At 59.2% G+C, this 24,741-nt stretch carries 22 protein-coding genes and 1 pseudogene; 4 read left to right on the forward strand and 19 right to left on the reverse strand.

Features of this window, described 5'->3' with window-relative positions; translation table 11 throughout:
• Positions 1-43: 43 nt before the first annotated feature.
• The 16 genes and pseudogenes from AC0WRY_RS36890 to AC0WRY_RS36965 form a co-directional block, all read right to left on the reverse strand.
• Positions 44-643, reverse strand: coding sequence for a prepilin peptidase (locus AC0WRY_RS36890; protein WP_128930076.1), 600 nt, complete (start codon positions 641-643; stop codon positions 44-46).
• Between the two features lie 16 nt (positions 644-659).
• Positions 660-2,957 carry a type II secretion system secretin GspD gene (gene gspD / locus AC0WRY_RS36895; RefSeq protein ID WP_128955149.1) on the reverse strand — a complete coding sequence of 766 codons (2,298 nt, stop codon included), beginning with the start codon at positions 2,955-2,957 and terminating at the stop codon, positions 660-662.
• Between the two features lie 279 nt (positions 2,958-3,236).
• Positions 3,237-3,887 (reverse strand): DUF1007 family protein, encoded by a 651-nt coding sequence (locus AC0WRY_RS36900; RefSeq protein WP_128930074.1) that lies wholly within the window; start codon positions 3,885-3,887, stop codon positions 3,237-3,239.
• Positions 3,888-3,969: 82 nt separating this feature from the next.
• Positions 3,970-5,247 carry an MBL fold metallo-hydrolase gene (locus AC0WRY_RS36905; RefSeq protein WP_128955148.1) on the reverse strand — a complete coding sequence of 426 codons (1,278 nt, stop codon included), beginning with the start codon at positions 5,245-5,247 and terminating at the stop codon, positions 3,970-3,972.
• 460 nt (positions 5,248-5,707) lie between these two features.
• Complete coding sequence (locus tag AC0WRY_RS36910) at positions 5,708-6,307, reverse strand: hypothetical protein (RefSeq protein ID WP_128930072.1); 600 nt, start codon at positions 6,305-6,307, stop codon at positions 5,708-5,710.
• Positions 6,304-6,861: a type II secretion system protein GspM gene (gene gspM / locus AC0WRY_RS36915; protein WP_128930071.1), complete on the reverse strand. Its 558-nt coding sequence runs from the start codon at positions 6,859-6,861 to the stop codon at positions 6,304-6,306. The genes AC0WRY_RS36910 and gspM overlap by 4 nt, the downstream gene beginning before the upstream one ends.
• Positions 6,839-7,912 (reverse strand): PilN domain-containing protein, encoded by a 1,074-nt coding sequence (locus tag AC0WRY_RS36920; protein WP_128930070.1) that lies wholly within the window; start codon positions 7,910-7,912, stop codon positions 6,839-6,841. Before AC0WRY_RS36920 ends, gspM begins: the two co-directional genes overlap by 23 nt.
• Positions 7,909-8,772 (reverse strand): type II secretion system minor pseudopilin, encoded by an 864-nt coding sequence (locus AC0WRY_RS36925; RefSeq protein ID WP_164933593.1) that lies wholly within the window; start codon positions 8,770-8,772, stop codon positions 7,909-7,911. The genes AC0WRY_RS36920 and AC0WRY_RS36925 overlap by 4 nt, the downstream gene beginning before the upstream one ends.
• An 82-nt stretch (positions 8,773-8,854) precedes the next feature.
• Complete coding sequence (locus AC0WRY_RS36930) at positions 8,855-9,589, reverse strand: general secretion pathway protein GspJ (protein WP_128930068.1); 735 nt, start codon at positions 9,587-9,589, stop codon at positions 8,855-8,857.
• On the reverse strand, positions 9,586-9,984 hold the full coding sequence (locus tag AC0WRY_RS36935) for a general secretion pathway protein GspI (protein WP_128930067.1): 399 nt from the start codon (positions 9,982-9,984) through the stop codon (positions 9,586-9,588). Before AC0WRY_RS36935 ends, AC0WRY_RS36930 begins: the two co-directional genes overlap by 4 nt.
• Positions 9,962-10,534, reverse strand: coding sequence for a GspH/FimT family pseudopilin (locus tag AC0WRY_RS36940; RefSeq protein WP_313753858.1), 573 nt, complete (start codon positions 10,532-10,534; stop codon positions 9,962-9,964). The genes AC0WRY_RS36935 and AC0WRY_RS36940 overlap by 23 nt, the downstream gene beginning before the upstream one ends.
• Positions 10,416-10,886, reverse strand: a complete 471-nt coding sequence (gspG, locus tag AC0WRY_RS36945) for a type II secretion system major pseudopilin GspG (protein WP_128930065.1) — start codon at positions 10,884-10,886, stop codon at positions 10,416-10,418. Before gspG ends, AC0WRY_RS36940 begins: the two co-directional genes overlap by 119 nt.
• A 20-nt stretch (positions 10,887-10,906) precedes the next feature.
• A complete protein-coding gene (locus tag AC0WRY_RS36950) occupies positions 10,907-12,121 on the reverse strand; it encodes a type II secretion system F family protein (protein ID WP_128955146.1) in 1,215 nt (404 codons plus the stop codon).
• Positions 12,122-12,125: 4 nt separating this feature from the next.
• Positions 12,126-13,793 (reverse strand): GspE/PulE family protein, encoded by a 1,668-nt coding sequence (locus AC0WRY_RS36955; protein WP_377818964.1) that lies wholly within the window; start codon positions 13,791-13,793, stop codon positions 12,126-12,128.
• Positions 13,783-14,760, reverse strand: coding sequence for a LysR substrate-binding domain-containing protein (locus AC0WRY_RS36960; RefSeq protein ID WP_128930062.1), 978 nt, complete (start codon positions 14,758-14,760; stop codon positions 13,783-13,785). The genes AC0WRY_RS36955 and AC0WRY_RS36960 overlap by 11 nt, the downstream gene beginning before the upstream one ends.
• Before the next feature lie 232 nt (positions 14,761-14,992).
• Positions 14,993-15,977: pseudogene (locus AC0WRY_RS36965) on the reverse strand (pyruvate kinase).
• A 442-nt stretch (positions 15,978-16,419) separates the two neighbouring features.
• On the opposite strand from AC0WRY_RS36965, the gene AC0WRY_RS36970 reads away from it, so the two are divergent.
• Entirely contained in the window at positions 16,420-17,325 is a 906-nt protein-coding gene (locus AC0WRY_RS36970; RefSeq protein ID WP_128955145.1) for a LysR family transcriptional regulator, read from the forward strand.
• Between the two features lie 443 nt (positions 17,326-17,768).
• On the opposite strand, the gene AC0WRY_RS36975 is transcribed toward AC0WRY_RS36970, so the two are convergent.
• Positions 17,769-18,023 (reverse strand): type 2 periplasmic-binding domain-containing protein, encoded by a 255-nt coding sequence (locus AC0WRY_RS36975; protein ID WP_232995554.1) that lies wholly within the window; start codon positions 18,021-18,023, stop codon positions 17,769-17,771.
• Between the two features lie 608 nt (positions 18,024-18,631).
• Positions 18,632-19,549 carry a LysR family transcriptional regulator gene (locus tag AC0WRY_RS36980; protein WP_128930059.1) on the reverse strand — a complete coding sequence of 306 codons (918 nt, stop codon included), beginning with the start codon at positions 19,547-19,549 and terminating at the stop codon, positions 18,632-18,634.
• A gap of 153 nt (positions 19,550-19,702) precedes the next feature.
• Here AC0WRY_RS36980 and AC0WRY_RS36985 point away from each other — a divergent pair, with 153 nt between their 5' ends.
• From AC0WRY_RS36985 to AC0WRY_RS36995, 3 genes are read left to right on the forward strand one after another with little or no spacing between them, the layout of a single operon-like run.
• Complete coding sequence (locus AC0WRY_RS36985) at positions 19,703-20,995, forward strand: MFS transporter (RefSeq protein WP_128930058.1); 1,293 nt, start codon at positions 19,703-19,705, stop codon at positions 20,993-20,995.
• 27 nt (positions 20,996-21,022) lie between these two features.
• Positions 21,023-22,099, forward strand: a complete 1,077-nt coding sequence (locus AC0WRY_RS36990; protein ID WP_128930057.1) for a tartrate dehydrogenase — start codon at positions 21,023-21,025, stop codon at positions 22,097-22,099.
• A 9-nt stretch (positions 22,100-22,108) separates the two neighbouring features.
• Positions 22,109-23,404 (forward strand): glycerate kinase type-2 family protein, encoded by a 1,296-nt coding sequence (locus AC0WRY_RS36995; RefSeq protein ID WP_128955144.1) that lies wholly within the window; start codon positions 22,109-22,111, stop codon positions 23,402-23,404.
• A gap of 83 nt (positions 23,405-23,487) precedes the next feature.
• Here the strand turns inward: AC0WRY_RS36995 and AC0WRY_RS37000 are convergent, their stop codons facing one another.
• Positions 23,488-24,738 (reverse strand): lactonase family protein, encoded by a 1,251-nt coding sequence (locus tag AC0WRY_RS37000; protein ID WP_164933592.1) that lies wholly within the window; start codon positions 24,736-24,738, stop codon positions 23,488-23,490.
• Between the last annotated feature and the right edge of the window lie 3 nt (positions 24,739-24,741).

Raw genomic sequence — 24,741 nt, forward strand, 5'->3', positions numbered from 1 at the left:
ATGTTCCCGAGTCGATTTGCAATCTGCAACGATCATTCGAACCTCACCAGACCTTCCATATCAGCCATGTGACCCAAATGGCTGGCGCGAAGAACAGACCGAACGGCAGCCGGGTGATGGCTTGGATGCTGTCGCGACGGAGAAGCGCCGCAATTCCGCAGGCGATTAAAGCTGATCCGGCCGCGACCTCGATTGCGATTGGAATCAGATTCCAATCGAGCCAGACTCCAGCAACGCCGGCGAGTTTGACGTCCCCCAACCCGATGCCGTCGCGCAGACGGACGGACCTGTAGGCGATGCGCAATAGCCAGAACATCGCGGCTAATGCCGCTCCGCGCGATGCTGCCGTCGCGAGCGTCGGCACCATCCAGTCTGGAGGTTGCACGAACACGTTTGCCAATCCGAGTACAAGCGCCAGGATGGTCAGTTCGTCTGGTATTACGAAGAGTCGCGCATCTATAACGGCGATTGCGATGGCAACGGCGGAGAATGCCGCCCCGAGGAGGCCTGCGGAGCTCGGATCCGCTGCGACGCTCGTCGCCATGCAGACGGCGCAGAGGACGAATGCCGCCGTGACCGTGACGTGGGTCGGTGCTCGGAACGTGAGAAACTTTTGCGAGCAACGCGAGAGGCGTTCCGGCATTTTCCTCGTTGCTCCTTCATTGAAGTAGTGGCGGTTGTCTTCCCTTGGAAGGAAGGGACTCGACCGTTCCGCGCAGCTTTGCCCGAAACTCCTCGGCGACGTAGTGGGCGGCAATGCTGTCCCGAATGACTTGCGGACGGATGAAGATAATGAGCTCGGTCCGGGTCGTCGTCTTGTTCTGGTGCGACAGGAGGTCGCCAATTTTCGGTATCTCGTCGAGAACCGGAATCCCACCACGATCGACTTCAGTGTTTTCCTGAATGAGGCCTGCCAAGAGTACGGTTTGCCCGTTCGGCACGGCGACAGAGCTCTTCACTTTGCGTTGCGAGACGGTCGGCGTGAGCGAGTTCGCGGTCGCGTTCGTCGCCTGACTGATTTCTTGCTCGATATCGAGGCGCACGTTGCCGTCGGGACTAACCCGAGGAATGACGCGCAAGATAATGCCGGTGTTGCGATAGTCGATTGAGTTGATGATCGTGTTGTTGGTGCCGGTCGCCGAATTGAGAACGTTGCCGGTGCCGGTCGATACCGGGATCTCGTTCCCAACGAGTAGTGTGCCGACCTGATTGTCGATCACAACCAGCGAAGGGTTCGATAATATCTTGACATCTGTCACCGCGTGCAGCGCATCTATGATCATGTTGGGCTGCGCCTCAGGGCCGACGAGGAAATTAAAGCCTGGGAAGGCGCGGTTAAGGAAAGCGGATGCGACGCCATTGAGGACGCTCGACTGCTGTCCTGGGGGGGAGCTTGGGACGTTCAGGGCGGAGCCTCGATCGGGAGCCATACCGAGGTTTTTGCTTTGGATGAAAAATTGAACCCCGTAGCTCAGATTGTTGTTGAGCGTAACTTCAGCGATGGTCGCATCGATCGCGACTTGAGCCTGCGGTTGGTCGAGCTGGCGTATGGTCTGTTCGACGGTCCGGTAATTCTGAGCGTTCGCATAGATAAGCAGGGAGTTCGTGGAAACGTCGGCTGCGATGCGAATCCCCTCCATCACGGGCCTGCCGCTAAGGCCAGCGCTCTGTAGCTCCGAGCCGCCAGTGTCGTTCCCTGTTCGCGATCCGCCCCCGAGTGCGCCTCCGCCGAAATCAGTATTGCCTTTTGTGCTTGTGGAGGAGCTGGAAGTCGTTGAGATGGCTGGTAGTCGGTCGGCATTGGACGATGTCCTCACCAAACCGCTCCCAGGCGCGACCTGTCCCGCCGCGCTGTCGGTTGCATTTGAGCTGCCTCCGCCGAAGATTTCGCCGAGCACTTTCGCGAGCTGCCGGGCGTCGCCGTACTTGACCCGGCGGACATGTACAACAACACGGGCAGGATCTGATGCGTCGAGTCGGCCAATCCAAGTCTGGACCGTTCGCAGGAGCTGCGGCTTGGAGGTTACCGCCAAAATCGCGTTGCGGCGCTCCATTACCTGAAACTTGACAAGATCGTGCCCAACGTCGCCTTCCTTTGAATTCAAGATTTTTTCGAGTTCTGTCAGGACAGGCTCAGGAGCGCTGTTCTGGAGTGGAAAGATACCGACTGACTGCCCCCGCATCCAATCAACGTCGAAACCAACAGCCGTATCGACGACCGTGCGACGCTCGGGCCCTGTGCCCTGAACCAGCAGCATGTTGCGAGCCTTATCCACGCGAACCGCACCGGGCTTCGTAGCAAAACTATCCAGGAGCTGCATCAGCGTCCCGGCCGATATGTATTGAAGCGGCACGACAGAGACGCCAAATCCCGGCTCCACGTTTGCAGGCTGCGAATCAAGACTGCCGGCTGCGAGTGCCTCTGTCTGTGGGACAATTCGATAAGCGGCGCCGTCGCGGACGAGCGCGACTCCTGCCAATCGGAGCGCACTCTCGAACACGAACAGCAAGTCCTGCTTCGGAACCGGCCTTCCCGACGCAATATTGATATTGCCCTGAGCACGCGGGTCGATTGTGTAGCTCGTCTTCAGGATGTCGCCGAGTACAGTTTTTGCAACCGACGCAATCGTGGCGTTTTCGAAATTCAGTTCATACCCGGGACCGGTGCCGGTACTCGTCGCCGGGGCCACGATTGCCTGCATAGAAGAGACCGGCTCGGCCGAAAAGAGTTGGGCGCGACCTGGCCGGACAGTGCCTTGCAGATCGGCTTCTGCGGTGCGTTCCGGAAATCGGGGAAGCAGATCCTGATTACGAACCTCATCCATTACGTCAGGTTTGGTGTGAGTGTCCTGCCACGTGAGTGGCGCGCCGCATCCCGTCAGAGCCCCCGCGGCAACTAGGGCAATTGTCTTCTTCAGCTTCGCGCCACATCGCAAACGGTGCAGGCGTGTCAACATAGCGCGTAGCCTCTCACTCTCTCGCGTCTTCATTACAAATGCGAGCAGATCGTCGAGCGCGTGAACCGCGCGGCGCCCAATCTTCTCAATGATTGACGTTACTCCTTATGTTGTTGTCGCAACGGCTAAGCCGCATGCAACAATATCGCTGCACCGACACTTTCGTTTCGCCCGTGACAATTCTGCAAAGCAATGTCTCCGCGCGCGAAATCGCTCATAAGACAGCTTGTTCAGCGTCGAGCGGCGACTTCATTCGGTTGAGCAAGGCTGTAATTGCCTCTAACTTAGACATCGCACCGAAACCTTGTTTGAGTATTGCGCATCCCAACCGACCGGTTGAACGTTGGGATTGAGATAAGCATCGCCGAGAAGTTCCCGTTGAGCGGCGGCATCGCCTGGCCGTGCGACGACGAGCGCGCAGTCTTTGGGTGCCTTCGTCATGATGACGGCGTCTCCTTCTTGGAAATCGAACTCGATCTCGTCTGTTTCATCGAAGAGCTCGAGCGTGAAATTGCTGTTGCTCACGGGCTGCTTGAAGTTGAGAGCCATATGCAATGTTAGCACCGATCCATCCCACTCGAGCCATGAATCGGATGCGCCATCGAATGGCTGCTTGGTGCCATTGACGCGCGCGAACGTATAGAAGTCAGACGCGCGCAGCGAATTAACCGTCGCCCTGGCCAGCGGATCAAGCTGGTCACGCCCGAGGTGTGGGGCGCTTTCGTTGAGGCCGCTACTTCGCAATGCCGTCACCGACGTTTCCCTATCGTAGGTCCAAGATACGCGGACGCCGCTGATAGAGCCATTTCCATCAAAGATAACCGCATCATGCATGTGAACCAATATATCCGGATGAGCGTCGACGTGCCTTGCGTGGATGCACACACACAGCGTTGCGACGATTACGAACCAAATCAGAGAGCGTTTCATTGCATCATTTCAGTTGCATCCGGCGCGCGGATCGTGGAAGGGCGCGACGGCTCCTCTTTTCGAGCAGCCGTCGGCGCGGTGGTCACGGCTTCCCGTGGTCGTCGTGGTGGTCGTCTGGATCAGAACCGCAATAATGCTTGATGGCGGGCAGCTTCTTTGGATTGTCCCAGCGCGGGTCCCGAATGTCGTAGACGATGGGCTTTGCGTAATCTTCGGGATCAACGAGCCATCGTGTGTCTGGCCATTGATCGAGTGTCAGGCCGAGGCGCTTAATTTGATCCAGGTATCCGCCGTAAACGGCGGGCGAGATGGATTCCTTGAAGGTCGACCCGGTGGTCAGATGCAACGGAATGAAGATCTTCGGGTTCAGCGCTTGAATATACGCGAAGGGATCACGATAAGAATTGTTATCGAAATTGGCTGTCGCAATCGTACCGGCATCCACATCGGTGGCCGGTAAACTCTTCAGGATGTTCGTGATACGCTGGCCGTCAGCTGGCGTGCCGTTGGGCCACCCGCTTCCCAATCCTTCTTTGAGTGCTCCCGACGAGTTATACCAAGCAAAGGTGAAGTGACGACCTTCGCGCAACACAAAATCGAAAAACAGCGGAATAGGGCCACCCGGACCACCACTGCCGCTGGTAGCAATGTTGATCTGCCCAGGCAGCGTCCCACTTTTCCCGGGCGCAAGCGGCGTTCCGGCCGGAAACAGCCCCGGATCGCGCGGGTCAACCGCATAATAAACGGACGGATTAGGTGCCCGCGGCCAGGTCGGGTCGACCGGGACTGCAACCGAGTGCAAGTGTCGGAAGGCGATTACGCAGGCGTCCGGTTCCAGGAAGTCCAGTTTGACAATTTGGGTGCCGGGAACCGAACCGGTCGTCGTGACCGTGTTGCAGGAGATCGACGCCTTGTGAGGAAACGCCGTAGCCGGATTACCTTGAATCGCCGGGTCGGCCTGCTCGCGCGCGAAATCGGCTTGCAGGGCAACGCAGGTTTCCGCGGTGGCGTAGAGTTTCGCGCCGGTCATCGCAGCGATGTAGGCCGCGTTGTCCGCGTGATCGAAGTGACCATGCCCGATTAGAAGGCCTTCTGGTTTGAGAGCAACCAAATCGCCGATAACGAAGGGCGTGCGGCCCGGCGAAACTTCGAGCCGAGTGACGTAAGTGTCCAAAAGCAAAACGTGGCCGGCAATGGAAGCCGCCAGAGTTGAATTCGAGAGCCACGACAAGATGACCTTGTCGGGACTGACCCGCCCGGACTCGGGATCGACGTTCTCGTCGCCGAAAAATTTCTGACGCGCTGCGATCAAGTCGCCATTGTTTGCGTGAGCCGTGGTCGACAACGCCGAACCTGCCATGAGCGTCGCGGCCAAAGCCAAGGCACACTTGGTTGGGATTGAGTTCCTGCGTAACATATAAAGGTTCCTCTTTCGGTTGTTCAATCGTTAGAGTGAAGGTCGCCATCTCGAAAAGCCTCGCTCGTGTTTCCGAGTAGATAGGCGACAGATCGGATCGGGCCATTGATGTTTGAAAGTCCCCCGCCAGCCGCGCCAAACGAAAAGCGGTTCATAAGGCGCTTTCTCGCGATGCTAGGGACTGAATGACGGACATCAATATCTGAGGTGTGTTGTCGAGCGACACGAAGTGTTGCTTGTCAAGATGAATTGCCTCTGTGCGCTGCAACGTAGGGTCTGCGGCATTGCACGCAATGGCACGAGCGGCTACGAGATCGTCGTGTCGGTGTACCTGAAGGCGACCCATCGCAGCGCGGCACACTTGGCGGTTGCGATTGATCCGCTAACATAATCGCATTTACCCTTAACGCTTCGCAGGATGCCGTATTGAAGCGGTGCTGGCTTCCACAGGCGCCGGATCTGCGGTCGTGCCGGGCAAGGCGAGAGCCAGAACCTTGATGTTCTCGCCGTTCGAAAGCGTGGCTTCACGCGCTCCGATGTCGCGCAACGTCCATCCTGATTGAACTTCATCCTGCCGCAACTTCACCGTCTCGCCAGTCGCGCGATTCACAAAGACGGCGATGCTGTCGGCGCCCCCAGTTATCGTGCCCACGAGTTCAAATGGCGGAAGCTCAGGCTCGAGCGGCTTGGGAGCCGCGACGACAACGGGGATAGTGGGCGCGTTCGGCGGCGGCAGAGACGGAGGGCGGCGTGACGGAGAGAATAGCGGGCGCTCTTGCGTTTTATTGAGCTGCGCAAGGGGGACTTTGGCAATGGGATTATGCTCCGATCGGGTAGCCTCGAATGGCTCCTTCGCAAGCAGGTACTCCATTGTGGGCGACACTGGCGGATTCAGGCCAGTAGCCGTTGAAGTCTGACTCGCCTCGGCAGGCCGCCTCCCCGATTCGACTGCCAAGATCAGGAAGGCCAGCGCGAGAGCTTGAATCGTGAGGGGGCACTTCATTTGACACTCCGCCACCATCCGGAGACGACAATTGCGACGCGCACCTTCGTCGCGGCGTGTCTTGTCGACGACTCGGGTACCTGTATGACCAATTGATCGATGAACAGGAAGGGCGATCCCGCCTCCAGCTCGTAAAGGAGGCCTTGAAGGGCCGGCTGCTCGATCTCGAGATCGACAGAGACTCTGACGATCCCGTGTTGTGCTCCTGCGTCCTGCAGATCGACCTGCGACGATAAGATGTTGCTTCCCATCCGCGTCGCTTCTGCAGAAACGTGCTGCAGCACCACGGCGGCCGCGACTGTGACCGTGGGACCTTCGACAACTGGTGGACTCACAGCGAGCGCCCCGTCGTTCGTGCTGCGGGCCGCCCGCTGTTGTGACTGCAACCTGTCGAACATTTCGTTCGCGTTCGCCAGCGTACGATGCTGTTCCGCCAGGTCCAACGCCGTCCAGCCCGTGATCAGCAATAGAAATCCCGTCATTGCCGCGTAACAAATTGTGGCAACGAACGGAATGGCGCTGACGTAGCGTCTAATGCGGTAGGTCTGGTTCATGGATAGCGGCGAATGCGGGGTTGATTTGAGCCTCGACGTGGAATTGCTCTTTGGTTGCTCCTTCAGACCGTGTGGTTGGAGCGAAGAAGATCGCGTGTGAAAACTGGGGCGACTGCTCGATCAGGCGGATGAGCGATGCGGCGTCGCTCGTAAGGCCCGCTATCTGTAGTTTCGCGTGATCGATACGCAGCTCCGTTAGGAACGTGTTGTCTGGCAGTAGATCCGACAGCGCCTCAATCGCCATTACGGGCGAAGGAGTGTTGCGCTTCTGTTGTTCGAGCTCTCGCAAAGCGGATTCGGCAACAACATTCTGCGACGCTCTTGTGAGCACCGATATCTTTCGAGAGAGTTCTTCCCGTCTCAGGGCCAAACCGTCCGAAATGAGCGCTGAAATGCAAAGCGACGAAGTGGCAGCAAAGCCGCTTAACAGCAGAACTACCATCAGGCACGTACGAACACGACGGAAATCGGTCGGTCCGTGTATTTGTGTCTCAACGATCCTAATTGGCACGTTCGAACGTGACGTGGAGACCAGGATTGACCAAGTCCCAAGCGATCCGATAGCATCGAGCAAGGGCGTTAGCTTAGCGCGAGGCGTGGCAGCGATTGTCAGCTGAATGCGGTCGCCAGTCTCGTCAGGTGAAGCACTCCAACCATAGACCGCTTCTTGCACATCCCACGGGGTTAGTCGGTCGATTTGGGACCTCACGACACCCGCCGCATATTCGGCAGCGCGCCTCGGCAAATCCAGCGGGCGAAACAGAAATCGCGCCGGGTGAAGGACAAGTTCAAGCTGACTTCCAGTCAGAGCTAACTTCCATGCTGGAGGGATTGGGCTAGCAACCGCTCCCTCCAGGACCGCGAGCGCGTGGTCAGGCGCTTTCGCGTTTTTGGGGTCGGTCACGAGATGAAGGGTGAATTGATCCTTCTCGAATTCCACCATCCGAACCTGCGAGCGTCGGCGCAAGCCGTTCGAGAGCGATGAAACTTCGGACGCCACGGCTTGTACCCACGAAGCGAGGCCTGCCGCTATCGAATTAAACAGGATCATGGCGGGTTCGCCGTTGCCATGCCCTGACGACAGTCACCGCGCAAACTGTCATCCCAGGCAAGGATATGAAAAGGATCGTCCGGACCCTGTAGCAAGATGACCGCTTCCGCACAGCTATTCCATCCCCCTGCGCCCCCTATTTTTATGTCCAGCCGGAACGCGTCACTTGCATCGGCGGTCGCGGCGGTTTGATCTGAACCGAGCAGTCGGACTAGAGCGTCCTTACTGGGAGCCACGAGCTGCCGTTGGCCAAGAAAACCATTCAGACGATCTAGGGTCATGCCAGGCAAAGCCGCAACAAGCTCGGGCGGCGCGTCGAAGACGTTAATATCGGACCTGCCGCTGTAAACGGTCACCAGAGGCAACATTCGTTCTATGATGACCTGCGGCAGACCTTGAACTAACCATAACTCTCCTACATGTGCGAAGGGAGCGCCTCGCGGTCCATAGCCGCGGCCGGCGGCGCGGTAAAGCTGCGCTTCATTAGCGCGATCGGATGGTCTTAAGCGCTCTCGCCAACCAACAATCCGCGCAGCAAAACGCGGGGCATCCTCCTCCGATGCGCCGATCGCTATGAAGAAACTCGATAGTAGTTCGCGCGGGGCCTGATTGAGATCGAGCCGGGCCGCTTCGGAAACGAATCTGACCGATGCGTTGGCTTGGCCTAGCCGGAAGCTGAAGTGGCCATGCGTAGGTCGATCGCGCTGGTCTGCCACAGCAAGGCGTTGGGTCGCGAGATTAAGGCTGGCTGACACCAATTGATCGGCTTGCAGACGGCGCTCGATCACCGAACTCGACCAGGAAGAACTGCCTATGTAAATCGAATAGATGGACGCAAGTGTCGCGAGTGCAATCAACATCCAGAGGACCGCAATGAGGATAAAGCCCTCCCGCCCCCCAGATAAGTGTCCTTCCTGCGGATTGCAAAATATCATTGTGGCCTCAGGTCCGACGGCTCTCGAGAGAGTCCGCTGCGGGAGCCGTATCGGGACTAGTGTCGGGCTCTCCCGTGCAATCCGTGCTCTTTCCGCTGATGCATAGTGCAGGCGCGTCAACATGAATAAGCGTCGTGGTCGAGATTACCCTCGCCTCCCCAAGGGTGTGATCTTGGACCGTGAGGCGGATGGCGGCCGGCAAGTGGCCGACATTCAGCCAGTTCGCCTTCCACACGCCGCCGGGTCCCGCATAGGCGAACTCGGCCCGATAGGGCGATCGCAGCAGGACGACGGGATTACCAAAGCCAGACGGGTCAATCGCACCTTCAAACAAGACGAAGGGCCTCGAAGAGCGTATGAGGACGAGACCAGTAGGGTCCTTGATTGTTTCGATTTTAACGATCTCGAGGCCCGACTTGGCGTTGGGGCTTGTAACCGTGCGCACAAAAGTGACAGATCCTTCTGTGCCGTTGAACAGCGGCTTTTTGCTTCCGCCGTTGGCGGAAATGAACTGCGATGCCGCAAGATCGGCGGTTAAACGGTCAAGGGCGATGCCAATAAGCTCGGCGCGTTGCGCGCGCGCCAGGCCACGATCCCAGCTGGGTAGCCAATGCGTCGCGATTGTGCTTAGACAAAAAACAACAATCCCCATAAGTACGATCGCCGCGAGAGCTTCGAACAGCGTGAACCCCGCGATACTCGCGCGGTGCAAGGCTTGGGAGAGGTGATCCCGGGCTATCACTGCGACCTCCGGCCCAGACGCGCAGTTTCCAGGGCGAAGCTCGTACCTGCTGAAGATTTAACCTGGATCCGGACCCGTTTCGGCACCCATTGCTGCTTGTCGGACGCTGTCCTGAGCAAGGGCGATATATCGACGCGCCAGACAATGCCGTTGAGTTCACCCGACGTTACGCCCGTGGTTGCGTCGCCGCGCGGCGGCAATGCTGCCGCCAGAGTGCGCGCCGTCTCCACCAAGACCATGCGATCATCAATCCTCCGCGCGCCTTTTATGCTGGTCGACATGAGCGAGCCGATCGCCGCCAGCATGGCGGTGGCGATCGCGAGAGCGGCCAATGCCTCGACGATCGTAAACCCCGCGACGCTGCGGGAGGCATTACACAGCCGGAACGCGCACAATCTCGATTCCCCCCGTAAGCCAATTCACACGAACTTCGTAGACAGTATTCAGACGCGAGAGTCTAAGCGTGCCACCGCACGAGAACCCGCTCGGGAAAAAACTTATGGTCGAAAGGGCGGGTCGTCCTTCGCAATCCCGTGGCAATAGTGCGTCCAGCGTCACATCGTCCGGTACCACGAGAACGCTGCCGTTCGAACCTGATTGCAGGCGCCGGGTGCTCGCGTCGATTCTGGTCAGCACGCGCATCCCGCTCTTAACTGCCGCGTTCCGGTCGATCTTCAATAGGGACGCGATTTCGAGTGCCGATGCCTCGAGCCGCGGCCGCGACGTTCCAGGCGAAAGCCGTGGCAGAAGGATACCGACCAGCATTGCGACGATGGACAACACGCAGACCATCTCAAGCAAAGTAAATCCGTTTTGTGCTTCCGGGCTATTTCTCATTGCTGTTTGACGAGATATCGGCGGCAGAATCCGCACCGCCCTCATGCCCGTCAGCCCCGTAGGACATGATCTCAAACTTGGCGTTCCCACTGGGCGACCGGTAAACATAGGGCCTACCCCACGGGTCGTTCGGTAGGCTATTTCCATCGATGTAGGGACCGTGCCATCCGGCCATCGAAGCTGCGGGTTTTACCAGGGCGTTAAGGCCTTCCGAAGATGACGGATAGCGTCCCGTGTCGAGAAACATGAGATCGAGCGAACTGGCGAGGCTGCGGATTTGTATCTTGGCCGTCTTGACCTTGGACTCAGCGAGATAGTTCAACACGCGGGGGCCGATCAGTCCCATGATCAGCCCGATGATCGTAATGACGACCAGCATCTCGACCAAGGTGAATCCATTCTCGCCCGCTGCGAACGACCGCCGCCGCCAGGCCATTGCGCGGGATGAGATAAGCGTCATTTGCGCTCGCTGTTTTGAGATCACGATACGAGTTGAGTGATAGACAGCAGGGCCGTCATAATGGAAACGATGAGACCGCCGACAACCACGCTAATGCCGATCACGGCCGCCGGTCCGATAACGGCGACGAGCCGGTCAAGACTCCTCTGTAGCTTGGCTTCGTAGAACTCCGCGATGCGCCCGGCGAGTATTGGCAGCTGGCCGGTTTCTTCGCCAATGCGGATCATGCGGATCGCCATCATGGGCAAGACCGTTGACTGGGAAAGGGCGTCAGAAAGCTTCGCGCCGTGTCGTACTTGATCAGCCGCGGTTGTCCAGGCGGGAACATCGCCCGAAAAGGACATGATATCGACGAGGATGCGCAGGGTGGTGGTCAAAGGTACCTGACTGCCAGCAAGGATGCCGAGATTGCGGCAGAACACCGCAGTTTGGTAGGCCCGAAAAATCGAACTGGGGCCCGGCAATCGCATCAGTGTTGCGAGCAGCCGGAACCGGATCACGGGCCGGCGGAGGACGGCATAGGCTGCAAAGATGGCGGCCCCTGCGACTCCAAGAATCGCCAGACCGTTGGAGCGCGTCCATTCAGAAACGCCAAGCACCGTGACAATCAGCGAGTCCTGCTTGGCGCCGAAATCGCGCAACACAGCTCCGAACTGTGGCAGTACCACGAGAACAAAAAATGCCAGCACGCAGGATGCAGCGAGCAACACGAATGCAGGATATTGCAGCGCATCAGTAATTCTTCGGCGCAAGGCCTCCGTGCGCGCGCGCTCGCTTGCCAGCATATCGAGAAGGTGGCCGAGCTTCCCGGACGTTTCGCCGACTTGCACGAGCGCCGCATAGATAGGCGGAAAGCAACTCGGATATTTGCCGACGGCTTCAGCGAAGCTTTCGCCCGCAAGCACTGCGACGCGGAGTTTACTCACAATCGGGCGCAGGCGGCCGATGTCGTCATCTGAGCACAACAACTCCAGTGCATCGTCAAGCCTCGCGCCCGCCTTGAGCAGCAAAGAAAGATCACGTGTAAAGATGGTCACGTCTTCGGCGCGTGGTCGCCCAAGAAAACCAGCAGCGATATGAGCGACCGCAACCTTAGTGTCCTGAGCGACTGTTTCGATCGGAACGAGACCGAGATACTCGATACGCGCGAAAACTTCCTTCGCGGTGGACGCGGAGATCATACCGTTTACGAGCTCACCGCTCTGGGTCATAGCTAGATAGCGAAAGGTTTGCATCACGTTATCGTATGGTCGTTACGCGGAGAACTTCCGCGGGCGACGTGACGCCGGCTCGGCATTTCGCGAGGCCGTCTTGGATCATGGTGGTCATTCCAGATCGAACCGCTGTTCGATCAATCGACACGGCGTCGCAGTGCGCATTCATCAGCTGACGAACCTCATCGGCCACTTCAAGGACCTCGAACAGGCCAACGCGGCCGCGGTAGCCCGTTCCGCCGCAACGCTCGCATCGGCCTGCCTTGTAAACTTCATCACCAACCCGAAGGCCGATCGCGGCGTACCGCCGATCGGCCGCAAACTCCGAGTGCTCGAGCCGGCTCGTTGTTTTGCACCGGTCGCAAAGCTGCCGCACCAGCCGCTGCGCGATCACGGCACGGAGGGTTGAACTCAACAGAAACGCCTCGACGCCGAGGTCCAGCAGTCGCGGCACGGCGGCCGCAGCGGTTTCGGTGTGCAGCGTGGTCAGGACGAGGTGCCCGGTCAGGGCAGCGTGGATCGCTACTTCCGCTGTCTCGGCATCACGGATCTCGCCCACCATGATGACATCCGGATCTTGCCGCACGAAAGCGCGCAATGCCTTCGCGAAAGTCAGGCCGATAGCAGAGTTTACCTGGGACTGATTGATGCCCTTGATTTCGTATTCTACCGGATCCTCGATCGTCAGTATCTTCCGGGAGGATTCGTTGAGGAGGCCGAGCACGGTCGCAAGCGTCGTGGTTTTACCGCTGCCGGTTGGTCCGGTGACCACGATGAGACCGTGCGGGAGCGTCAGGACTGCGCGGAGCTTTGCTTCGTCGTCGGGCGCAAAGCCGAGCTTCTCGATCGCAAGGAGTCCCCGCTCCTTGGGCAGAAGCCGAATGACGGCAGACTCACCATGCTGCGTCGGCATGATAGCGACGCGCAAATCCATTTCAGCTCGCCCAAGTTGGACACGCGCGGCGCCATCTTGAGGCAATCGGCGCTCGGCTATGTTGAGACCCGCCAGGATCTTGATGCGGGAGACTATGGCCTGTGGGAGTACATGGGATGGTGAGGGGATATGGCGAAGCAGGCCATCAACCCGCATACGCACTGCCAGTTCCGTCCTGAAAGGCTCAATGTGTATGTCACTGGCGCGAAGCTCGGCGGCCTTTTCGATCAATTCGGAGACGGCACGGACGACCGGCGCGCCGCTAGCTAGGTCGCGGAGGCTTTCGATATCCTCCTCGCGGACAGCGATGGTATTATCCCTATTCGCTGCGGTGGTCTCGCCTTCGCTAAGGCGCTGAGAGAGCGCGGTATCAATGTCCTCAAACGACGCGATGGCGACCTTTACCGCGGGGCCGAGTACAATCTCCGCGGCGCTGATCGCTGCCGTGTCCGTGGGATCGAACAGGGCAATCACGGCGCGTCCATTCGCGAGCTGATACGGAAAAATCGCCATTTCCCGGAGGAAGCGAGGCGAGAAGTGTTCGACCAAGCTCGTCCCAGCCAAGAGGTCGGCTAAAGCCGCACGGTCATGTTTGAAAAAGGCTGCGACCGCGTCGGCAAACTCCTGGGCCGACAGGTCGGACGATTCGAAAAGCTGGCGCAGCGTGAGCTTTTCGGCGACAAGGCCGCCCATGCCGGCTGCGACATGCGCATCGCCCCGAAGGCGCTCTGCAAACTCAGTCACGGTTTCAGGCCTCATGAAGCGCGGGAGCCTCCTCAAGTGTGAGCTCTGTTTCACCTGGAGTCTCGGGCCATCGCTTTGTGGCAAGTGCGAATGGCCCGTCACGGAGCCGCTCGCGAATATAGCGGACGCAAAGATAATATCGGTACACACTGCTTGAGCGGACTTTGGTGACGGCAGATATATCAGCCGGCTGCCACCAGAGGGGAAGCACGTGGACTAATTGGCCATTCGCGAGCCCCTTGGCCACGTCCCAATAAGAACGCAGCATTATCCCACGGCCGGCAATCGCCCAATTGCGGATGATATCGCCATGGTTGGTGGAGAGGGCAGCGGTGACGTTGATGGTGCGCATCCCGATGGGACCATGCAAAGTCCAGCGCTCGAACACCTCGTCACGTTCGCGCATGACCAGGCACGAATGTCCAGCGAGATCGCCGAGTTCCTCCGGCATGCCGCGTCGATTGAGATAGCTGGGAGCCGCGCAGAGAATGCGTCTTCCCTGCGCAATAGGATGCACGAGCAAGTGAGGCTCGCGTACCCTGCCGACCCGAATGTCAATGTCGACATTCTCCTCAACCAGATCCACGCTCCGATCGACGATTTCCAGCCGAATATCCAATTCCGGGTGTAGGAGCGCCAACTCCGATACAAGTGGTGCGACATGATTGCAGCCAATACCCGAGCTTGCCGTAATTCGTACGCTGCCGCGGGCGACGGAATCGGTCTCAGGACCGTCAGCTACAAAATCCGCATAGGCATCGAGAACGCGCTGCGCTTTGGACAGCAACACTTCCCCATCGCTGCTGAGCACCGCTTGTCGAGCGGTACGCAGGAACAACACGCGTCCGAGTGCCCGCTCAAGTAGCGCGACGCGCTTGCTGACGTAGGCAGGCGACGCACCTAACTCTGTCGCCGCCGCAGCAAAACTTCCCCGCCGCGCCGCAACGATAAACACCTCAAGATCTTGTGCTAATGGTTTCACCCCGACGTTTCCCGATTGCAAAACGGAACTTATTCGCCCGCTAATCTATAATCTTAAGGTCACTGGCTCGCTGACCTCAATGCTCATTATAATATACAAACGATTAGAATAATTTCTTGCGAGGACGTGATCTGCTGGGCAGTTGCGCAAGGTTGGGCCGGCAAACGGCATAGGCCGCGCTGCGACGTCAGCTGGTTAGAGGAAGGGGGCGGCCAGGATGGCGGCGAAGCGCTTAAGCAATCGTCACCACGCGTAAATTATTGGTTGTGCCGGCATCGCCGAAACGTATGCCGGCCACGGCGACGATGACATCGGCATTCTCCGCAAAAGTTCACGTTGAGAGCGGTTTGCGTCGCGCGTTCGACCATCTCCTCGTAGGAGCTTATGTTGGGGGACTTCATGCCGTGGGCGCCCCCACAACAGGCATAGTTGGCGCGAGACCCGTTCCTCCGGTGTGATCGCGAGGATCAGTACCTTGGGACGTTTGCGCGCGATGCGCGTTGCAGTCGTACCGCTCGAGGTGAAGGCGAGGATCGCTGAGGCTCCGATCATCGTTGCGAGATCCGCAGCCGCCGCGGTCGGGGCGGTCTGCTCCTCGTCCGGCTCCGACGCATTGACGATCGAACGATACATTTTATGTCGCTCGGTGCTTTCGATTATGCGGCTCATGTTGGTGGCGGCCTCGCACGGATATTGCGCGGTCGCAGATTCCGCGGACAGCATGATCGCGTCGGCTCCGCCATAGATCGCTGTGGCCGCATCCGAAGTGTCGGCGCGTGTCGGCGTCGGCGCAGCAACCATTGAGCGTCGAGGCGGCACGATCGGATCAATTCCTTTTGTCGGCCGGGAACCTCCGCATGCGGAATTGCGACGCCAAGATCAACGCGCGCGATCACTATCCCATCGGAGAGGCGCACGATGTCATCGATATGCCCGGACGCCGACCGACGGAACAAAGCGAACGGCGTCACCGGCACTGAGGGAAAATCTGCCATTCCTTATGGTACCAACCCGGATCTTTGGCCCCTGCAAGTCCTGAAGAATACCAATAGGGCGGCTGAATCTTCGTTCGAGTTGACGAATTGCGCCATGACGCCTTGCGTGATCTGCCTGTAAGTCGGAACGTATCCGCCCGCCTGGCCCAATGCCGCGAGCATCTCTGGCGAACGGCTGGCGGGTCCGACGGTCGCAATAATCTTGGCTCGCCGACGATGCATGTTTTACCTCGCGAAATTGCGGGGCCGCCCATCAAACAGCCCTGACATTGCCGACGTTCGTGCGTATCGAATCGATGCGAATGAGAGCGCCGACGCGATCAAGAAGGCCGTTGCTATCGCGGGCCGCGAGGCAAGAGCGGATCGAAGTGTGCCGCATGTGCCTGGCCTAGCGCGCTCGGCGCACGATCGTGCCTGGCGCACTCGGCGTCTCCGTCCCAGCCAAGTAGAGCAGCATCACTTTCGCAAACCGGACCTCCAGATCGTTCGTCAAGCCGGATGGGCTCCTGGCCCGATCGGCGTTTGATTGTTCTGCGCATCGACGGCGCTATCGAGAAAACGCTGCAATCAAGGCAGAGCGGATTCAATCTCCAATCGTTTATACAAAAGAATGACATAATAAGACCGGCGTTTTTGATGTTATCGTCGTCGTACGGAGGAACTGATGGACCTGCAACAACTGCGCTGCTTCGTAGCAACAGCCGAAGAGCTTCACTTCGGAAGAGCGGCGCAACGAATGAATATGCTTCCCTCGGCCCTGGGGCGGTTTGTTCGGCTGCTGGAGGAGGATCTCGGCACGCGGCTTCTGACGCGCACGACGCGAAACGTCGCGCTGACGGACGACGGTGTTGTCTTGCTTAAAGATGCGCGTGCGCTGCTGACGCAAGCCGATGCGCTTGCGGTCAGATTTCGGACGCGCTCGCGCAAAGGGGCAACAATCATACGCGTTGGTGCCATCGACAGTGCTGCCGCCGGACTTATTCCGAAACTTCTTAAAGACTTTCGCAAGCGTCGGCCTGATGCAACGATTCAACTGGTCGAGGATAAGACCATTCGTCTGTTGCCGCGCCTTTTGACCGGACGGCTTGATCTCGCCTTCGTGCGCCCCCCAAAAGACGCCAACAAGCGGCTGGAGTTTCTATTTCTCTTCTTTGAGACAGCCGTCGTAGCCCTTCCGCACCATCATCGACTTGCGTCGAGGAAGATGGTCAAGGTTGCGGATCTCAAGAACGAGCCACTGATCGTTCCCGAACGGCGGTCCAGGCCTCATAGCCACGATCTAACGATGAAGCTCTTTGCGGAAGCCGGGCTAGACGCCCGGATTGCTCAGATTGCGGAGGAAAAGCAAACGATCGTCAACCTGGTGTCGGCCGGTTTGGGGATCGCTATCGTACCTAGCTGGACGTCGCGCCTGGCGAGCCGCGGGGTTCGCTATGTCCGGCTCGTGGCGTCGGACATGAACAAACTTCCCCTTGCGGCTGCTTGGTCGCGCGGGACCAGGGATCCCATCCGAGACGACATATTGAAGATGCTGCGGGCCGATCTTGCAGCTTACGCAAAGGAAGCTTGAGTCGCACCCGATCGCACTACTCTCTCCCGCAGACTGCCCGCCACCTATGGCGGGCGTTTTTTTGGGAGTTAGGCAGACTGGGAAAACCACCGGGCCGGAAGGCTACATCATTTCGGGCCACTCGAGGTAGATTCGGAAGAAGCCCATGGGGTTCAAGCGGCCGCGTTATAGACACCGCGGATCTTGGTTTTGTTGTGCTTCCAAAGTTGGTGGAGCGCCGCCTCATCGCGCCATCGCTGTATATTTAGGGGCCTACTATCTTAGGCGGTTATCGGATCGACGAAACCGTGTCCTCTCTTTCCGGAGACGATCTTGCGCAGGATATACCGAAGCGGGCAATCAGCTCGGAGGCGACGCGCGTCGGCGGCCGGATCCGCAAGGCAGATAAGGCCCAGATCCCTTCTGATTTCGGCCTGACGATTGAGCCGGCGCTCAAAGTTCCGTCACGAACTCATGTCTGACCGCGCAGAACGGGAGGACGCCGGGGCAAGGCGCTGCCGGACGAGGTCTTTTAGAGGAATCATCGTGTCGATCTCCAGCACAATCGACACCGACAGATCGATGCCCGCGGCACCGGCGTCGAGAAGGCTTCGAATCGGATTTTGAGCAGAGGGAAAGAGTATAGCAAGCAGGCTCGCGGGGCTGACCGGATCGCCGGCGAACATTTCTGGCGGCCCGATTGCGAACAGCCGCTCCACTGCGAGGCGCTTGCTGATTAAGCGTGGGCTTTCTGGTTGAAGACGTGGACCAACGCGACGTCGATCGAGCGCGTCAACGTCCCTCTAGCAAGTGCGGGCGTACTCGGGCAGACGCTCCCGGTAGGCCCTGATCAGCTCCGCGCCTGCCAATGCAATGACGGACGGGGTAGCACCGATGATGACATCACTGGTGAGATGCTTTCCGTCGGCCATGACTTCCTAACCGGCAAGGTCACGCAGGATCTGAGATGCGCTCCGGTGCAAGAGAAGGCTTGCCTCGGTCATCTGCATTCCTCGACCGTCGCGGTCGAACAGAGGTGTTTGTGAAACGCAATAGTTACGGCTCGGGGGCTAGCAGCGGATCGCACCCCCGATCGGTCGTCCAACTTGGATCGCGCTGATGAACATCGAAACGCACGCGAAGTGGGCTTGCAGGATGCCTCGACAATCGACGGCTCATGAGTATTCGTGCTCCTTGCCTCCCTTTCCAGATGCGCTCAACGATGACCATCGGTACCCGACCGAACACGGTTCAAACACTTTCGGACCGGCGAGCTTGACATTTGCGCTCGCATCGGAGCTCGGCGCCTGGCTTTCTGCAAGAATCATCAGGCACCTTTGGCATAAGACCGCAACCGCTTTTCGAGGACCGTCAAAAGCGTATCGCGAATAGGATCGCGGGAACCACGCAGCCAACTTGCAGCGAGCGGAAGCCGTCCAACTGCTCCAAAGCGCTCCAGCTTGAGCGGAACAAAGCGAACGCCCGCAACAGCCATGCGAGAGGTCCAGCGGGGGACGACGGCCAGTCCCAGTCCAGCCGCAACCATGTTCACGATCGTCTGCTTTTCATCGGCGAGCTGAGCGATGCGGGGCGTCAGCCCGGCGTCCTCGAACAGCTTCATGGTCAAGTCGTGGCTGTGGGGCCGAGATCGCCGATCAGGAACGATCATCGGTTGATGAGCGATCGCCGAGAGCGACAGACATTCGTTACGTGCAAGCGCGTGCCTGCGGGGAAGGGCGACCACTGCGGTTTCCATGAGCAGAGTTTTACATTCGAGCCTTCGGTCCATCTTCTCCGGAGGACGGATGAAAACGAGATCGAGCGCTCCGGAAAGGACCTTGGGAAGCAGCCGGAACGTCTTTTCCTCCAGAAGATGAACGGTGACGTCGGGGTATTTCGCGCGGAAGTCTCGCAACAGCTGCGGCATAAGCCCGGCCGCAGCACTGTCTATGGCGCCTACCTTGAGATTCCGGGCTCCGACCGAACGCGAGCGACCGCGCAAGACGGCCTCCACGGTCGAGACCTTTGAGAGAATGATGCGCGCCTCCCGAAGAAGTAGCGCGCCGTCGTCGGTCAAAGAGACGGCTCGCGTGGTCCTTGCAAACAGCCGCGTACCAAGATCCTCTTCCAAGAGTTTGATGTGGCGGCCGAAGGCGGAAGGTAGCATCTGCAGGTGTTGGGCCGCGCGGCCAAAATGCAGCTGCTCGGCGGCGGCGACGAAACATCTCAATTGACGCAGCTCCATGAGCAGGCCCTTTTGTCGAATCCGAGCCATTATACCATTTTTTTGTACAAATAAGGGCGTATTGAGTGACGCCGTCTCTTCCTTCTAGGCTGGCCGTAGATAAAAGGCATGGCTGCCAGCCGGGGCGCCAGCCGAAAAACGAGGAGGCCCAAGGTGGTGAACGAGGTTCAGAAGCGCACGATCCGTCGAGTAGCTTACCGGATCGTGCCATTCGTGATGCTACTCTACTTCGTCGCGTTTATCGACCGAGTGAACATCGGCTTCGCAGCGCTGACGATGAACAAGGATCTTGGTTTCTCCTCCTCCGTATACGGATTTGGTGCGGGCATTTTCTTCTGGGGTTACTTCCTGTTCGAGGTGCCCTCCAACATCATTTTGGACAAGGTGGGAGCCCGACTGTGGATCGCTCGGGTCATGATCACCTGGGGCTTGATATCCGGGGCAATGGCGTTCGTCCAAGGGCAAACAAGCTTCTACGTTCTTCGCTTCTTGCTCGGCGCGGCCGAAGCTGGGTTCTTCCCAGGAATTATCCTCTATCTGTCCTATTGGTTTCCCGCGCGCCAGCGTGCCGGGATCACCGCTCTGTTCATGGCAGCGGCGCCTCTTTCAACGGTCCTCGGATCGCCCGTCTCGGCCGCTCTTCTGGAGTTGCACGGCTTGTTCGGCCTTAAGGGGTGGCAATGGCTATTTCTCCTCGAGGCGCTACCCGCCATCGTGCTTGGGTTCATCGTGCTCGGATTCATGACGGATCGGCCGGAACAGGCGAAGTGGCTTGCCGATGATGAGCGGGCCTGGCTGGTCGAGGCCATGAATGCGGAGCGGGCGGCCAAGGCAGGGTCGGCGAGCCATAGCGTCTGGCGGGGACTGACGGATCTACGCGTTCTGGCTTTGTCCCTCGTCTACTTCGGCACGTCGGCGGGACTGTACACGCTGGGGGTATGGGCGCCGCAGATCATCAAAGGCTTCGGCCTGTCGAATATGGCGGTTGGATCGCTCAATGCGATCCCGCCGACGATCGCCGTGGTGGCCATGTATCTGTGGTCAAGGCATTCGGACCGCACCAACGAACGGACGTGGCATGTAGTCATCGCTTGCCTCGTTGCGGCGGCCGGGCTCGCGCTGGCAGGCATGTCGACTGGCGTTGCTTCAGTTATCGCTGCGCTGGTGCTGGTGAACGTCGGCATCAGCGCCGCCAAGCCGCCGCTTTGGAGCATGCCGACACTGTTCCTGGCCGGTCCGGCCGCGGCGAGCGGCATCGCAACCATCAACTCCATCGGCAATCTCGGCGGCTTCGTCGGTCCGGCCATGATCGGATGGATCAAGGACCTCACCGGCAGCTTCGAGGGCGGGCTCTATTTCGTCTGCGCACTCTTGTTGTTGTCCGCCACGCTGACGTTGCTGCTCGCGCGCTCGATCGGCCGCCATCAGGCGGCCGTCGCGCACTAATCATACGGAAGAGGAAGGATATCTCTCATGAAGACCTACAACGTTGCGGCAATCCCAGGCGACGGTATCGGCTCCGAAGTTGTGGATGCCGGCGTCGAAGTTCTTAAGGCGCTGGCGAAGCGCGATGGGGCATTCACCTTTCACTTCGACCACTTTGATTGGGGTGGGGAATATTATAAGCGGCATGGCCGCATGATGCCCGAAAACGGGCGCGATCTGATCCGTAATCACGATGCAATCCTGTTTGGCTCCGCAGGGCACCCAGAAATTCCGGACCACATCACGCTTTGGGGCCTGCGGCTCGCGATCTGTCAGCCGTTCGATCAATATGCGAATGTGCGTCCGACCCGCATCCTTCCCGGCATCACCTCGCCCTTGCGTGCCGTCAAGGACAAGGAGCTCGACTGGGTCATCGTTCGGGAAAATTCGGAAGGCGAGTATGCGGGCGTCGGCGGACGGGTCCATCAGGGATCTCCTTTGGAGGCAGCAACCGATGTCGCTATGTTCACGCGCGCCGGTGTGGAGCGGATCATGCGCTTTGCCTTCGGCCTTGCACGGTCTCGTCCCCGCAAGTTGTTGACCGTCGTGACGAAATCCAATGCACAGCGGCATGCAATGGTCATGTGGGATGAAATTGCAGCGGAGGTCGCGCGCGAGTTTTCTGACGTGACGTGGGACAAGATGCTGGTCGATGCCATGACGATGCGCATGGTCATGCGCCCGCAGAGCCTCGATACGATCGTGGCTACCAATCTCCATGCTGATGTGCTGTCCGACCTTGCCGCTGCCCTTGCCGGTTCGCTTGGCATCGCCCCGACCGCCAATCTCAATCCCGAGCGCAAATTCCCATCGATGTTCGAGCCCATCCATGGCTCCGCCTTCGACATCACAGGCAAGGGCATTGCCAATCCCGTCGGGACATTCTGGTCGGCGGTTATGATGCTTGAGCATCTGGGGGAGAATGCAGCCGCGCAGCGGCTCATGAAGGCAATCGAGCGCGTCACCGCCAACCCCGAACTGCATACGCCAGACCTTGGAGGATCGGCGAACACCCGCAAGGTGACAGACGCTGTCGTGAGCGCGATCCAAGCGGAAAACGCGTGAAGCCCCCCAATGTCCGCTGTGTGGACCGACGCACGGGCTCGCAGCTTGCTGCGGCAACTCTTTGATGCCGCAATCGCGAGCGCTGATCCGCGCATAGCCGTCACGACGCATCTGCCGCCAAAGCCCAGCGGACGCTGTATTGTTGTCGGAGCCGGCAAGGCGTCCGCGGCAATGGCTGCGGTGGTCGATGCGGCCTGGCCCGACGTCGAATTGTCGGGGGTCGTTGTGACGCGGCACGGGCACGCGGTGCCGGCGGGCGGGATCGAAGTCCTTGAGGCGTCGCACCCCGTCCCGGACCACTCGAGCGAGGCCGCGGCGCTGCGGATGCTGGATGCGGTCAGAGGGCTGACGAAGGATGACCTGGTCCTAGCGTTGATGTCCGGTGGCGGGTCCGCACTGATGGCCCTTCCCGCCCCTCCGATGACCCTCGCGGACAAGCAAGCGGTAAACCGGGCATTACTCGCGAGCGGGGCGACGATTGCGGAGATGAATGTGGTGCGCAAGCACCTGTCGGCGATCAAAGGCGGTCGGCTGGCGCTTGCAGCGCGCCCTGCGCGCCTCCTCACCCTCGTGATCTCAGACATTCCGGGGGACGATCCGGCTGCGATCGCCTCCGGCCCGACGCTGCCGGATGCCAGCACGAAGGCCAATGCGCGCGAGATCGTTCGCCGTTTCGGGATCAAGCTGCCCGACTCTGCGCAAGCCGTTCTAGACGGCGGACAAGATACGGCGAAGCCTGGGGACATTGCCGAAGATGTCCGTATTATCGCCGCGCCACTCACGGCCCTTGATGCTGCAGCGCAGCTCGCCAAGCGCGAGGGATTGAGCGCTGTTGTACTTGGGGACGCAATCGAGGGGGAGGCCCGAGAGCTCGGTACCATGATGGCCGGAATTGCCCGGTCGGTCGCTCAGCACGGGCATCCTGTAAAGGCGCCGGCCGTTCTGCTTTCAGGAGGAGAGACGACAGTTAGCATCGGTCATGGCCGAGCAGGTCGTGGTGGTCGCAATACCGAGTTCTTGCTCGGACTTGCGGTGGCCCTTGATGGAGCGGCGGGCATTTGGGCCATTGCCGGGGATAGTGACGGGATTGATGGAACGGAGGATGCCGCCGGCGCTTTGGTGACGCCAGATACCTTGCATCGCGCCGCTGCGAGCCAGCTCGATGCCCGCGCGCTTCTGACGGCTCACGATAGTTACACCTTTTTCGAGCGTCTTGGTGATCTCGTTCGAACAGGTCCCACTCTCACAAATGTCAATGACATTCGGGCCGTTCTGATTGCGCCGACTAGGCAACAGACGTCGTAAGCTGGCAAAGCTCGTTCGTTCGCCTACATAAGGCGCCCGCTCGTGCGAGAGCTCCCGCGAGCGCGTCGTGCAGAGCTGCATGCTCAGAGAGCAACCATTCCACACCAGAACATCCAATCTTTGCCGATATCGACCTCGTATTTGCGAGCGAAGTTCAGTTTGCCATCGTCGGCGACGTCGAATACTGTCAACCCTGCTGGAACCGTCCGAACGGCGCCACCGTCGCGAACGTCAAGCGGCGCAACCGCAGCTGTGACCAGCATTCGTCCGGCCGGATGGATTGAGAATGTCCTGCAATGGAAGGTCAGGGTATCAATGGTCTGGATGAGCGTCGGCTCTCCGCTTGCGGGATTGATCGAAAACACGGCGACAGTATTTTCTCCCTCCCCATGGACCTTTCGGCCCGCGAAATCGATCGTTCCGTCCGAGCGGTTGGCAAGATAGACGAACCGGCCGTTGGGGTGCACGTGGATGGGGCCGACGAACTGGACCGGTAGCCTAGCTTCGTGGTTTTCAGCAGTATATCTTTCGAACAGCGGCTTAGGATCGATGCCTTCGTCACTCGTCCCATAGACCAGCAGCTGGTTGTTGCGTTCCATCGATACGAACATCCACGGTTTTTCCGGATGAAAGTCGACGTGCCGCGGGCCGAAGCCAAGTCCGTTTCCTTTAGTGATCGAAGTCTCATGCGAAAGCTGCCCCGCTTCAAATCGGAAGACTTTCAGGGCTCCGGGATCTTCGGGCTTGCCGGCGCCCGGATCGTTGCCGCGCGTCGGAAGCACGACGAGCTTGCCAGACGGTGAGACACGGACTTGGTGAGCATAGATGCCGGCATCGATTGAGCCGGACTGCTTGATTTCAACTCCGATGGAGCCGTTCTCCCCGAGCGCATGGACGGTCAGATCTGACGGCATGTTGTAAGCAACAAGCAGATAGCGCCCTGCCGGATCGAGCGTGAGGTTAACTGGGCGGTTCTTGAGAAAGACAGGCTCTCCAAATTGCTGCAGCCGCCCCGTGTCTTGATCGATCGCATAGACCGCGACCCCGTGCCGGTCGTCAGCCTTGGAGGTATACCGGTTGCTAAAAGCCACGTAGAGCAGCGGCTTTGATGGATGCTTCCAGGCGTACTGAACCGCCTCTGGCACGCGAATAGTGTCAATTTTCTGCAAGGCGAGCTTCGTGTCGTCGGCCTCGTAACACATCAGCTCGGACCCAACTGCGACGTAGAGGACCGCGCGAGCTGTGTTCTGCGCAGCAACTGCTCGTGGCGATAGCCCCGCTGCGGCAAGGAGGCCTACAAACGTACGGCGGCTGAGTGACACTGCGCGGTTCATGCG

Source organism: Bradyrhizobium sp. T-12 (genome assembly GCF_058314695.1).